General features: G+C 66.8%; 11 protein-coding genes and 1 tRNA gene. 2 read left to right on the top strand and 10 right to left on the bottom strand.

Annotation, left to right across the window (positions count from 1 at the left end; genetic code table 11):
• Positions 1–77 precede the first annotated feature (77 nt).
• The 3 genes from HFP89_RS01395 to HFP89_RS01385 form a co-directional block, all read right to left on the bottom strand.
• A tRNA-Thr gene (locus tag HFP89_RS01395) sits at positions 78–153 on the bottom strand.
• A 432-nt stretch (positions 154–585) separates the two neighbouring features.
• The gene (gene pilB, locus HFP89_RS01390) at positions 586–2,310 is read right to left on the bottom strand and encodes a type IV-A pilus assembly ATPase PilB (protein ID WP_168715853.1); all 1,725 of its coding nucleotides are present in this window, start codon (positions 2,308–2,310) and stop codon (positions 586–588) included.
• Between the two features lie 165 nt (positions 2,311–2,475).
• Positions 2,476–4,545 carry a S9 family peptidase gene (locus tag HFP89_RS01385; RefSeq protein WP_168715852.1) on the bottom strand — a complete coding sequence of 690 codons (2,070 nt, stop codon included), beginning with the start codon at positions 4,543–4,545 and terminating at the stop codon, positions 2,476–2,478.
• Between the two features lie 199 nt (positions 4,546–4,744).
• Between HFP89_RS01385 and HFP89_RS01380 the strand changes: the two genes are divergently transcribed.
• On the top strand, positions 4,745–5,479 hold the full coding sequence (locus tag HFP89_RS01380; RefSeq protein WP_168715851.1) for a hypothetical protein: 735 nt from the start codon (positions 4,745–4,747) through the stop codon (positions 5,477–5,479).
• Between the two features lie 18 nt (positions 5,480–5,497).
• Here the strand turns inward: HFP89_RS01380 and HFP89_RS01375 are convergent, their stop codons facing one another.
• The 4 genes from HFP89_RS01375 to HFP89_RS01360 all read right to left on the bottom strand — a co-directional run bounded on the left by HFP89_RS01375 (position 5,498) and on the right by HFP89_RS01360 (position 9,993).
• The gene (locus HFP89_RS01375; protein ID WP_168715850.1) at positions 5,498–7,624 is read right to left on the bottom strand and encodes a TonB-dependent receptor; all 2,127 of its coding nucleotides are present in this window, start codon (positions 7,622–7,624) and stop codon (positions 5,498–5,500) included.
• A 115-nt stretch (positions 7,625–7,739) separates the two neighbouring features.
• Complete coding sequence (locus HFP89_RS01370) at positions 7,740–8,054, bottom strand: hypothetical protein (protein ID WP_168715849.1); 315 nt, start codon at positions 8,052–8,054, stop codon at positions 7,740–7,742.
• A gap of 353 nt (positions 8,055–8,407) precedes the next feature.
• Positions 8,408–8,626: a pirin family protein gene (locus HFP89_RS01365; RefSeq protein WP_168715848.1), complete on the bottom strand. Its 219-nt coding sequence runs from the start codon at positions 8,624–8,626 to the stop codon at positions 8,408–8,410.
• 35 nt (positions 8,627–8,661) lie between these two features.
• The gene (locus HFP89_RS01360) at positions 8,662–9,993 is read right to left on the bottom strand and encodes an alkaline phosphatase D family protein (RefSeq protein ID WP_168715847.1); all 1,332 of its coding nucleotides are present in this window, start codon (positions 9,991–9,993) and stop codon (positions 8,662–8,664) included.
• A 156-nt stretch (positions 9,994–10,149) separates the two neighbouring features.
• Between HFP89_RS01360 and HFP89_RS01355 the strand changes: the two genes are divergently transcribed.
• Positions 10,150–10,428 carry a hypothetical protein gene (locus tag HFP89_RS01355; RefSeq protein ID WP_168715846.1) on the top strand — a complete coding sequence of 93 codons (279 nt, stop codon included), beginning with the start codon at positions 10,150–10,152 and terminating at the stop codon, positions 10,426–10,428.
• Positions 10,429–10,434: 6 nt separating this feature from the next.
• Here the strand turns inward: HFP89_RS01355 and HFP89_RS01350 are convergent, their stop codons facing one another.
• The 3 genes from HFP89_RS01350 to HFP89_RS01340 all read right to left on the bottom strand — a co-directional run bounded on the left by HFP89_RS01350 (position 10,435) and on the right by HFP89_RS01340 (position 11,820).
• Entirely contained in the window at positions 10,435–10,704 is a 270-nt protein-coding gene (locus HFP89_RS01350; protein ID WP_168715845.1) for a DksA/TraR family C4-type zinc finger protein, read from the bottom strand.
• Positions 10,705–10,760: 56 nt separating this feature from the next.
• The gene (locus HFP89_RS01345) at positions 10,761–11,375 is read right to left on the bottom strand and encodes a DUF2238 domain-containing protein (RefSeq protein ID WP_168715844.1); all 615 of its coding nucleotides are present in this window, start codon (positions 11,373–11,375) and stop codon (positions 10,761–10,763) included.
• 205 nt (positions 11,376–11,580) lie between these two features.
• Positions 11,581–11,820: a DUF465 domain-containing protein gene (locus tag HFP89_RS01340; RefSeq protein ID WP_168715843.1), complete on the bottom strand. Its 240-nt coding sequence runs from the start codon at positions 11,818–11,820 to the stop codon at positions 11,581–11,583.
• Between the last annotated feature and the right edge of the window lie 35 nt (positions 11,821–11,855).

Here is an 11,855-nt window from a genome sequence, read left to right as displayed (position 1 = left end):
TGTTGATGGTCGGCGGTTCGAATCGTGCGCCTGGCGACGCGGGCGCATCGGCAGCGTTGGGCGCCGAAATCCGGAAATGGTGCCGGTGGACGGATTCGAACCGCCGACCCACGCATTACGAATGCGTTGCTCTACCACCTGAGCTACACCGGCACTGGCAAGAACAGCCGCGATTGCGGCAAGCCGCGTATTGTAAGACAACTTCCCGGTCGGTGGGAAGCCCCGAGTTGGTCAGGAATCGATCAGGGGTCGTCAGAGGACGCGTGAGTCGGTGAGGAAAACCGAGCAGCATCGCCGGACGTCGGCGGTTCTACGGTCAAAAATCGTTCGTGGTGCCGTTGGGACGCTCGCTGCGGGTGGCCGCCGGAGCGCAGGAACCGCAGTGTACGTTCGGGTACATGAGGATTCCGAGCACCGCCGGACGTCTGTTCTGAATGGTGGAAAATCGTTCGTGGTGCCGTTGGGACGCTCGCTGCGGGTGGCCGCCGGAGCGCAGGATCCGCAGTGTACGTGCCGGGCACATGAGGAATCCGAGCACCGCCGGGCGCCGCCAGGCAGGTGCTCAGTAGTGATATGGTCGATTTTCTAGTCTTTGGTGACTCGGTTCATCTCCACCAGACTGATCACCCCCCCCTTGACCTTGTTCAACGCCGACCGCCGCAGGTCGTTGACGCCTTCCTTCCTGCTCTGCCGCTCGATCTCCAGCGCAGTGCCGCCGGAAAGAATGACCTGCTCGATCTCTTCGGTCACGGGCATCACCTGGAACACGCCGGTCCGGCCCTTGTAGCCGTCGTTGCACTGATTGCAACCCTTGTTGGTGTAGATCTCGAGACCTTCCTCGACTTCTTCTTCGGTGAACCCGATCTTGCGCAGGGCCTCGGCCGGGATGTCCTCTTCTCGGACCTTGCACTTGTGCAGCGTCCGCGCGAGTCGCTGGGCCATGACCATGTGCACGGCCGAGACGATGTTGTAGGGCGGCACACCCATGTTGGCCAGTCGGGTGATCGACTGGGGCGCGTCGTTGGTATGCAGGGTCGAGAGCACCAGGTGACCGGTCTGGGCGGCCTTGATGGCGATCTCGGCGGTTTCCAGGTCACGGATTTCCCCGACCATGATGATGTCGGGATCCTGGCGCAGGAACGAACGCAGCGCGGCCGCGAAGGTCAGGCCCTGCTTCTTGTTCTGCTGCACCTGGTTGACGCCGGCCATCCGGATTTCGACCGGGTCCTCGACCGTGGAAATGTTGACGCCTTCCTGGTTCAGGAGGCCGAGCGCGGTGTACAGCGACACCGTCTTGCCCGAACCGGTCGGGCCGGTCACCAGCACCATGCCGTAGGGCTTGCTGATGGCTTCCATGTAGATGTCCTTCTGCTCGGGCTCGAAGCCGAGCTTCTCCGGGCCGAGGTAGGCGCCGGAGGAATCGAGGATACGCAGCACGACCTTCTCGCCCCACAGCGTGGGACAGGTCGAGACACGGAAGTCGAAGGCGCGGCCCTTCGAGATATTGAGCTTGATGCGGCCGTCCTGCGGCACGCGCCGCTCGGCGATATCGAGGCTGGACATGACCTTGAGGCGCGCCGACAGGCGGCTGGCCATCTTGGTCGGCGGCCGCATCTGCGTCTTCAACACCCCGTCCATCCGGAACCGGATCCGGTAGGTGTCTTCGTACGGCTCGAAATGGATGTCGGAGGCGTCCTTGCGGATCGCGTCGATCAGGACCTTGTTGACGAAGCGGACGATCGGCGCGTCGTCCGAGGAATCGTCCTGCTGCTGGTCCTGGTCCTGCTGCTGGTCGAAGGTCAGCGACTCGAGGTCCTCGTCGCCCTCGGTCAGTTCATCGAAGGCCTGCGAGGAACCGGCGAGCACCCGATCGATCGCCTGGTTGATCGAATCGGATGCAGCCAGCACGGCTTCGATGTTCATGCCGGTGGTGAACGCTACCTCGTCGAGCGCCGACTGGTTGGTCGGGTCGGCGACCGCCACGAACAGCCGTTTTCCGCGCTGGTAGACCGGGCAGACCAGGTGCTTGCGCATCAGGTCTTCCTTGATCTTGTCGTTCGGCGAGTGGCGGATATCGATGGCGTTGAGATCGAGCAGGGGCAATCCGAACTCGCTGGCCGCCACGTGGGCGAAGCCGGTCGGGTCGATCAGATTCTCCCGAACCAGGTGGCTGGTGAAGGTCCGGCCTTTCTCGGCCGCGCCCTCCAGCGCCTTCAGCGCTTCGTCTTCGGTGAGCAGGCCCTCGTCGACCAGCCGGCGGCCGGTACTGGGCAGGCGGGAGGCGGTTACGGATTCAACAGTCGATGCCATGCGGTCGAGCCCCGTTCAGTACGCGAATGGCCCCGCGCAGGGGCCGCAACAGCCGCAGGATACACCGATCCACGGGCCCTGTCTGCGCGAGAAGATCAGAAGCTACGCTCAAGCTCATGAAAAGTCAACAAAAGCCCCGCCGGAATTCCTCCGTCGGGGCCTCCGTCACTCGTCCGACGTGTCGGCCAGGCGATAGTCGACCCGGTACGGCGGCGGCTCGCCGCCCTCGCCGGTCAGGTAATGCTTCATCCAGCGCATCAGGCGCAGCGAATAATCCCAGCGGCTGGCGGCGCGCTGGTTGCCGTGGCCTTCGCCCGGATACAGCACCAGGCGGACCGGCGGCGCGTTCTCCTGCAGCTTCAGGAAGCGGTAGAACATCCGCGACTGGGTCGGATCGACCCGCGGATCGGCATCACCGTGCAGGATCAGGATCGGCGTTGCAGCCCGGGTCACGTGGTACAGCGGCGAGGCCTGCCGGAACAGCTCCCAGTCCTCCCAGGGCCACTTGCGCAGGTGCACGAGATTGAATTCCCAGGGAATATCGGAGGTACCGAAGGCGGCAATCTGGTCGCTCAGACCGACGTTCATGACTGCCGCTGCGAAGCGCTCGGAGTACACGGTCGCGCCCCAGGCCGTTGCATAGCCACCGTAGGAACCGCCGGTGATGCCGACCCGGTCGCCGTCGACCAGTCCTTCGTCGATCAGGTGGTCGACGCCGTCGATCAGGTCGTCGAATTCCTCCATCGCCGGCCGGCCCTGACTGGTCAGGGTGAACTCCACCCCGCGGCCGGTCGAACCGCGGTAGTTCGGGTAGAAGGTGAAGAATCCTTCCGATGCAGCGTGCTGGCCCGGCGTGTTGTAGCGGGTCAGCCAGCCGTTCGAGTAGTGCGCTTCCGGCCCGCCGTGGACGGTCAGGATCAACGGGTAGCGGGTGCCCGGCCGATAGTCCAGCGGGTAGATCAGGAGCCCTTCGATCTCCAGTCCGTCGCGAGCGGGGTAACGAACCACCTGCTGACGGGCCAGCTCGACGTCGGCCAGCCAGGGGTTGGAGTCGGTCCGTCGGAGCCACTCGTCGTCGGCGCGCTCGAGCAGTTCATCGGGATGGGTCGGCGAGCTGGCGGTGACCGCAATGCGCGATTGACCGATCGAGAGACCGGTCAGGATCGGGCCGGGGTCGGCCAGGTCCAGCGGGTTCGACCCGTCCGGTGCCAGCGAACCGAGTCGCGTGGCCACACCTTCCTGTGCGATGTAGGCCAGGCGTCGGTCACTCAACCAGGCCAGGTGCCAGACGTGGCCCTTCAGGCCCGGCAGCAGGTCGGTGAACGGACCGCCGTTGCGGTCGGCGATCAGCAACCGCCCTTCGCGCGGATCGTTGACGATGTTGGTGCCGATGAACGCCAGGTGGTCCCCGGACGGCGACCAGGCCATATCGCCGAGCTTGCCGGGGTTGTCGATCCGGCCGATCGATTCGCCTGCCGGATCGATGATCCGGATGCGGGCGAACATCAGGGTGTCATCGACCAGTTCGCGCGGCGTGACCCGGATCGCCAGGCGGTCGCCGGCCGGCGACCAGGCCACGGCCTGGACCGAAGCTTCGAGCTCGAGCATGCGGGGCCGGGCCTGATCGTCGTCGAGATCGACGATCCAGAGCCGGCGGAACTTCAGGCCCTCTTCGTAGACCTTCTGGTCGAAGCCCTGCTCTTCCAGTGCGGTCACCGCCTCGTCGTCCGGCTCGAACGCGATCAGCGCCACCTGGCTACCGGCGGGATGGAACGAGTAGCCGAGCACGTCGGTCTCGAGACGGGCCAGCACCCGAGCCTCTCCACCGTCCACCGGGATGGCGTAGAGGCGGCGGGCATCGTCGCCCTCGCGCTTGGCGAGGAAGGTGATGTGGCGGCTGTCCGGAGTCCATCCGATCGACGCTACCGATGCCTTGCCGGTGATGAACGCATGCGATTCCCCGCCGGCGTCGATCACGTGCAGCTCGCTCCAGGCCGGGCCATCCTCGCCCTGGCCCGGAATCCGGGGCACCGATCGGGTGTAGGCGATGTGTTCGCCGTCGGGGCTGACCTCGACCGAGCCGACCTGCTCGAGCCGGGCGATCTGCTCCAGCGTCATGCCGTCGGCATGCACCGGCCCAACGGCCAGCAACAGCGCCGCGCAGAGCAGCGTCACCAGGCCGAGGCCCGCGCCGTTCAGGGCCCGGTCGGCGGGAATGGGTTCGACTCGCCTCATGTTCATCGATCTCCTTGGTTCCGGATCAGGATCGAACCGCGCCCGGCGGTTCGATCGAGCGTTCTGTCTATACTAACGCAAGCCCTGCGCGGCCCGCCGCGCCCGCCCGGCGCGCACCTCGACCCGAGCAGGGTCCGGGGTATTCTTGTCCGGGCCCAGCCCGATCCCTGTTCACCGTTCCGATCAACGTCCTGTACCGATGCGACGCAAACACCTGATCGCCACCCTGTTCTTCAGCGCACTGGTCGTGACCGCGCTGGCCTGGTGGAACCGCAACGCGTTCTCCGAGGTCCTGCCCTGGGATCCGGCGCTGGCCGAGCCGCCGCGCCAGGTCGCGGTCGAGCGGCCGGCGTTCATGGCGCGAGCCAACGACGTCGATTACCGGGTCCAGCCGCTCTACGCCTACGAACTGACCGGACTGGTGGTGTCGTTCAAGCGCTTCCGGCCCGGCATCGGCCTGCACGAACGCTGGAACGATTACATCAACGTCGCCGACGTCTGCGTGGTCTGGGGCCCCAACGCGACCGACCTCGACCTGAACCGGTTCAAGTTCTGGAACCTGGAGTTCACCTGCAACTTCAAGACCAACGACCGGGATGCCTGGGCGGCCTTCGACCAGAACGCGCTGTCGAACAATCACCTGCTGACCACCGATCCGCGGATCCAGGCAGTGATCGACGACCTGCGCGTCGGCGACATCGTCCACCTGCGCGGCTACCTGTCGGAATACGGCCAGCCGGGCGGCTACATCCGGGGCACCAGCACCACCCGGACCGACCGCGGCAACGGCGCCTGCGAGACCCTGCACCTGGAGCACGCACAGATCCTGGCCTCGATGGACAGCGACTGGCGCCGGCTGTTCTGGCTCGGCCTGCTGGGCCTGGTGTTCTCGGTCGCCTGGTGGTTCCTGACGCCGCACCACCACCTGCGCTGACTCGCACTCGCGGCCCCATTACAGCCCGTTTCGATAACCCAGCGCCATCCAGACGGCCCGGCCCGGTTCATTGACACGCAGCTGCGTGGCGTCGAAGGCACTGGACCGATTGAGGTGCTGCGCATACTCCCGATCGAACAGGTTGTCGATCCCGGCACGAAGCTGCCAGGAGCGGCCGAGATCGCGGGATACGTACACATCGAACACCGACCATCCCGCCGTCGGACCGGCATCCAGCCCGCTGCCGGTCAATGGATCGTCATCGACTCGCGTCTGCCGGGCCGCGGCCCGCAGGCGAAGCCCGAAGCCGGTTCCTGCTTGCTGGCGTTCGATTCGGAGCGACCCTTCCAGCGGCGGCGTCTGCGCGATCGGGCGACCTTCCGTGCGATTGGTGGCTCGCACATAGCCGAGATCGAACCCTGCCATCCAGCCGGACCCACTGCGGAGTTCCCCGGCCAGTTCACCGCCGCGCAGCCGTGCATCGATATTGCGGTAGACGGTAGCGTTGTTGCCCGGCGCGCCGAATCGATCCCGCAGAATGTAGTCTTCCACGCGGTTTTCGAACACGGAGAACTCCAGTCCCCAGCGCCGGCGATCGATCTGCCAGCCCAGCTCGATCTGGTCGTGACGCTCGGGCTCCAGCGTCGGGTTGCCGACCCAGCGCATCGAGGGCATCGGTCGATTGGAGGCAATGAAGCGCTCGGTGGCATCGGCCGTTCGGAACGATCGGGAAGCCACCACGTACACGCGACCGCCCGCCACCGGCCGAACATATCGGATCAGGCCGCCCAGGTGATCCTCGGTGACGGAATCCAGGCCGTCGACGCCGTAGTAGATGCGGTACAGAGCCGAAGGTGAGCGCATCGCTCCGGCCGGCTGAAGATCGACCGCATCGGCCTGCACACGAACGCGGTCATAGCGGACTCCGACGGTCCAGCCCGCATCGCGCGCCTCGGCACCCCGCCATTCCACGAATGCGCCCCGTCGGGCGATTCCGACGTCCGGCCACAGGACGGACTGCAGACTGTCGGTCGCATCGTTGATGCGTCGTGCACTGCGTTCGGTATCGCGCAGTTCCACCCCAGCGCGCAACGCGCCGCGTTCGAACGGAAGCTCCGCACGCAGGCGCAGACCGGAGTTGTCGGAACTCGACGGTGCGCGCAGTCGCATCGTCGGTTCGGACGGGGCACGCAGCGAGTAATTGTCCATGACATGGTCGATCTCGGAGCGATCCACGGCCAGTTGCAGCTTGCGGAAGGGGCCCGCCTGGTCCCGGTTCCAGGCCGCACGCCACAGGGTCGCGTCGGATGCCGGAGAATCCATGCCGGCACCCGCGAACAGGACATCGCGCAACCGCCGCTGCTCGACGCTGACCGTCAGCCGCTGGCCGTCGTCCGGCGTCCAGCCGAACTCGGCGCCGGCGCCGGTGTCTTCGAATCCCGATCGAACCTCGACGCCACCGCCGTCGGTGTAGTTATCGGCCTCGCTGCGATTCGCGAACAAGCGAACGAACCCGGCCGGCGAGCCCGACGCATGGTCGATCGAAAGCTCCATCCCGCCGCCGTTGTCTCGATACCCCGCATCGATCTCGAGGCGGGCAGGTTCACCTTGCAGAAAGCGGGGCGTATCCCGGATTACCCGGACCGTGCCGCCCGGACCGCTGGCTTCCTCCAGCGTACTCAGCCCGCGCACCACCTCGACTCGATCGGTGCCGGCGCGCGATGCATAGGCGCTGGCCGGATCCATGCGATTGGGACAGGCCCCTTCGACCCGGGCCCCGTCGATCAGGACATTGATGCGATCCAGCGCCAGCCCGCGAATGGCCGGATCGGTCCCGTGGCCGCCCATGCGGGATCCCGATACACCGGCGATATCGCGCAACCAGTCGGCCAGCTCTCGCGCCGGCCCCTGCTCCGCCTGATCCAGAATCCGTGTCGTCGATGTCAGCGGTGGCTGCTCGACCTCGATGTCGTCCAGTTCGAGTAGTTCGTGCCGATCGGCCGCCGTGGGTCGGCCCTGTGCCGCCGATACCGGGGGCTCCGAAGGAGAATCGGCCGCCCCACTGGATTGGGTCGCCGACAGCGTCAGAATGAAAACAGCGACCACCACCTTGCGGGTGACGGCACGCAACGAGCACGGGTACATGGTTCGGGTTCTCCTTTGGCAACGCGGGTCGCCGCCGGCAGGAACGGCCCGCCGGGCTGCGCTTGTCGCGATTCACATCAATCGGGTAGGCCCGAGAACGGGCCGGTGGACTGAATCAGGCGCAGGAAGGAGAGGCCCGCGCCGGCGGACCCGAGGCAGGGCACGTCGCTGCCGGAGCGGATGGCCGCCCGACAGGCGAAGCGCCCGGGAACGAAGCGTCGATGGAAAGACGTGCGAGATCCGGCAGGACAGCGCTGGTCAAGGCCTGGTCCCAGAAGCAGCGATCCTGCGAGGACGACGCTCCATCGGCATCGAGCACCCAGCGTGCGCCATCCAGACTGCAGAGCTGAACCCAGCCGTCGCTGCCGGGCATGAAGCCGGCCGGCACCAGGGCGCGCAGCAGCAGTACCGCGAGCAGCGCGGCGAGCATCGGAGTCGGAAGCAGGCGGTCGGGACGCATACTCTTAGTTTAGCAGGTGCTGATATATGAGCGCGCGGTCCATCGATCAGCCGATCACCGGGGCCGTTTTCGACGCGCGAATTCGAGGAAACGTCATCCGGGTGCAGTCCGGCCGCTCAGAACCCCGGAAGATCCGGGAGCGGGATCCGCTCCTCAGCGCCGGGGACCGGCGCGAAGCGACCGGCCTGCCGATCCGACCGGGCTTCATGGTTCCGTTCCGGTGTCGAGACCACGGACTTCCACCAGGGGAAACCGCGGGTCGTCCATCGGTTCGCCACCGGGCACCATCAAGTGAACGGGTGAATCCGCCTCGAGTGCGACCGTCAGCCCGGGGCGAGCGCCCGCAGGCGATTCGAGGGCCCCGGCCGGACGTCCGGATCGCGGCCCGGCATGAATTCGCCCGGCCCCATCCGATCGAACGACACGAACGGCCCGACCATCCGCCGCTCGCGGCTGGCCAGCACTCGGGCGACCTCGAAGCCGTCGATGTCGCTGCTGCGCGGAACGATGACCTGATCGACGCCGCTGATCGGATCGGCCACGGCATCCAGCCGCGCGCCCGGGCAGGCCGTTGCGCTCAGGAGCCGCTTCTGAGGTCGTTGGCTCGAATGGTGTAGCGGTAGCGCTCCTCGCCGTCGCTGTCGTGCAGGACCAGGGTCGCCACGCGGTCATCGCGCGGCCCGCTGATCTCGACGCGCCCGAAGTTGCGATCGGTGTACAGGCTGCCCTCGACGCGATACTGCCCTTCTCCGTCTCGCGGCGAACTCGGCCCCGCGGTCAGCGGCGATACGGTCCAGTCATGGAGCGGGTAGTCGCCCCGCCGATCCATCTTCAGCAGCACCGAATGGTGCCGGTCGCCGGTCAGGAACACCACGCCCGGAATGTCCTCGGCCGCCAGTCGGTCGAGGATCTCGCGTCGCTCGCCGGGCGCCAGCGCGATGTAGTTCTCGAACAACTCGGCGCTGTTGATGAACTGGCCGCCGATGACGACGAACTTGAAGGTCGCGTTGCTCTTCTTCAGCGCGTCGATCAGCCACTCGACCTGGTCGCGACCCAGGATCGTGCGCTCGCCGGTCACGCGGTCGTTGGCCGAGCGGAAGAACCGGTTGTCGAGCAGGAAGAAGCCGGCATCGTGCCACTCGAAGTAGTTCATCACGCCCCCGCCCCCGGCGCCGGAGAACGGCGGATTGGGCCAGAACGCATCGAACACCGCCTTGGCGGTGTCGCGCAGTGCGTAGCTGCGGTCGGCGTTGTTCGGACCGTAGTCGTGGTCGTCCCAGGTCGCGAAATGGTGCGTCGAGCGCAGCAGGCGCTGCATCTCCGGCAGCTGGCGGGCATGGCTGAAGCGCTGCACCATTGCCCACGGCGAATCCCAGTCGACTTCGCGGTAATAGACGTTGTCGCCGAGCCAGATCATGAAGTCCGGGTCGGTCTCGGCGATTGCATCGTAGATCTGGTACTCGCCGCCGTACGGACGACCCGGGCGATCATACGGCGGATCGTTGACGTAGGAACACGAACCCAGCGCAAAGCTGAAGTCCGGCGGGTCCTCGCGCCATTGCCAAAGCGGCTGGGTCCGGAACCGCAGCGGCTGGTCGGCGGCCTGCGCCGTGCCGTCGAGCAGGACGCGGTATTCATAGACGGTGCCCGGCTCCAGGCCGGTCACGTCGATCTCCGCGGCGTGGGCCATGGCGGCATCGGTGACCACGGCCTCGCTGACCCGGTCATCACCTGCGCTACCGACCGGACGATAGGCCAGCCGAACCTCGGCTTCCGCGTCGGTCTGGATCCAGACCTGAACGGCGCGCATCGCCGAATGGCCGGGCATCGGACCGGCCACGACCTGCTGGGCCTGGGCCGCCGCGGAAAGGGTGACGAGCAACGCGAAAGAAAGCCAGCGAAGGAGCATGAACATTTCCTGATGTGGGCCGGGGGTCAAGGATACTGCCCTTGAATGCCGGCGCGACCCGACCGGGCCGGCGAACCGTTGTGCAATCGATTCGGCCATTGGCCGGTCTGTACCGGTTCGAGCACGCGCAGCCGGACCAGGAACAGGAACCCGCCAATGAAACCCAGCCAGGAACACCGCTTCGAAATGCTGCTGTTGATCGCTGCACTGGCGATCGTCCGGATGCCATCGCCCGACACGGCGCCGGCCGCCGCATTGCCGATCGATCCGGCGACCGGCGCCGGCCGACCCGCGGCGTCGATCGACAACGCCGAGCTGCGTTCATCACCACAGCGACTGGACCCGGTCGGCCTGCTCCAGGCCGGGGTTCCGGAGCACTGGCGCGTGCCGGTGACCGAGTTGCCCTACGCCTCGGTCGTCGACCGGGCCTGCTGAGCACGCTCAGCGCAGCTGGCTGTCCTTGCTTCCGCGTCGGTTGACCGCCGCGCCGCGCCCGGCCTCGCGATCCGCTTCGGCCTGGCACGGCACGCAGCGCCGGACGCCCGGCACGGCCTGCCGCCGAGCCTCGGGAATCGGCTCGCCGCAGTCCTCGCACTCCTCCAGGCTCGGGCCGCCGCCGACCAGGCGGCTGCGCGCCCGCCGGACTTCGTCGTCCACGCTGGCGTCGATCTGGTCCTGAACGGCACCGTCTCGGGCCCAACCTCCGGCCATGCTGAACACCTCGTCGCTCGAATCGCGTGCAGGCCCCAGTCTATCGCGACGGCCGATCAGCGTGCAGCGAAGGGCCGGCCGCGCATCCAGGCCACCGTCACGATCGACCCGAGGATGGCCAACGCAAGATCCCACTGGGCATCCCAGTGGTCGCCCTGGGTGGCCAGGAAGCGCTCTCCGGCAGACGCGTCGACCCACTCCAGCGCAAGCGCTTCCAGCACTTCGTAGATCGCCGCGGTGCCGGCGACGAACAGGACCGGCAACAGGAATCGCCAGGCCCGGCGCGGCGGCGCCCGCTCGGCCAGCAACTCGATCACCGCAGGGGTCACCAGCAACCCGTAGGCAAGATGCACGCAGCGATCGTACGGGTTGCGGCTCCACTGGGGAAACGGCGCCGTCAGCCACTCGCCGATCGGAACGCGGGCATAGGTGAAATGGGCGCCGATGGCGTGCAGAACGAGAAACAGTGCAATCAGCGCCAGGGCCGGATCGCTGAAGCGCAGCCGCGACCGGGTCAGCGCCAGCAGCCCGACGGCAAGCACCGTCAGCCCGTGCTCCAGCGCCCAGACCGCGCGATCGAAGGGTGCGATCGCCAGACCGATCCAGATCACGCCGAACGCAATCAGCAGGCGCAGTGCGTTGCGGTCGTCCGGTGAACCCTGTGATCCCATGCTCGGTCTCCGTGACGGGTCGTGGTCCGGTCTACCAATCGCGCTCCGGGGACGGCCTCGTTCGATTTCGATGACCGCCGGCGGCGACAACGCGGCAAGCGGTCGATCGAGGCGCGGCCCGACGCGGGGCCGAGCCGATTGCGCGAATCGATCCTGCGCCCTGGTCGAGGGACCCGTCGCCGTCCAGCAGGCGACCGGCAGTCGATCAGTGGGCGGCCAGGTACTCGGCGATCCGGTCCTTCAGCTGCATGCGCTTCCTGCGCGCTTCTTCCTCGACTTGATCGGTCACCGGCTCGACGCGGGTTTCCATCCGGTGCACCTCACGGTTGACCTTGTGATACTCCTCGGCCATGTGGGCAAAATGCCGGTCGTTCATCTTCAGGGTGTGCATCTTCTCGACGTACTCGGGGAATTCCTCGGCCAGCTCGTGCGGGACGTGGCTCATGCATGTCTCCTTCTGCGAATTCACGGTGCGTCCGC

Origin of the sequence: Wenzhouxiangella sp. XN79A, assembly GCF_012272825.1 — a bacterium.
GTDB lineage: Bacteria > Pseudomonadota > Gammaproteobacteria > Xanthomonadales > Wenzhouxiangellaceae.
The sequence above is the reverse complement of the archived record's forward strand: the minus strand, read 5'-3'. Positions and strand labels throughout refer to the sequence as shown.

Coding starts and splice junctions, on each gene's coding strand:
- pilB (WP_168715853.1), bottom strand. CDS start 2,310: ATGGCATCGACTGTTGAATCCGTAACCGCCTCCCGCCTGCCCAGTACC.
- HFP89_RS01385 (WP_168715852.1), bottom strand. CDS start 4,545: ATGAGGCGAGTCGAACCCATTCCCGCCGACCGGGCCCTGAACGGCGCG.
- HFP89_RS01380 (WP_168715851.1), top strand. CDS start 4,745: ATGCGACGCAAACACCTGATCGCCACCCTGTTCTTCAGCGCACTGGTC.
- HFP89_RS01375 (WP_168715850.1), bottom strand. CDS start 7,624: ATGTACCCGTGCTCGTTGCGTGCCGTCACCCGCAAGGTGGTGGTCGCT.
- HFP89_RS01370 (WP_168715849.1), bottom strand. CDS start 8,054: ATGCTCGCCGCGCTGCTCGCGGTACTGCTGCTGCGCGCCCTGGTGCCG.
- HFP89_RS01360 (WP_168715847.1), bottom strand. CDS start 9,993: ATGCTCCTTCGCTGGCTTTCTTTCGCGTTGCTCGTCACCCTTTCCGCG.
- HFP89_RS01355 (WP_168715846.1), top strand. CDS start 10,150: ATGAAACCCAGCCAGGAACACCGCTTCGAAATGCTGCTGTTGATCGCT.
- HFP89_RS01350 (WP_168715845.1), bottom strand. CDS start 10,704: ATGGCCGGAGGTTGGGCCCGAGACGGTGCCGTTCAGGACCAGATCGAC.
- HFP89_RS01345 (WP_168715844.1), bottom strand. CDS start 11,375: ATGGGATCACAGGGTTCACCGGACGACCGCAACGCACTGCGCCTGCTG.
- HFP89_RS01340 (WP_168715843.1), bottom strand. CDS start 11,820: ATGAGCCACGTCCCGCACGAGCTGGCCGAGGAATTCCCCGAGTACGTC.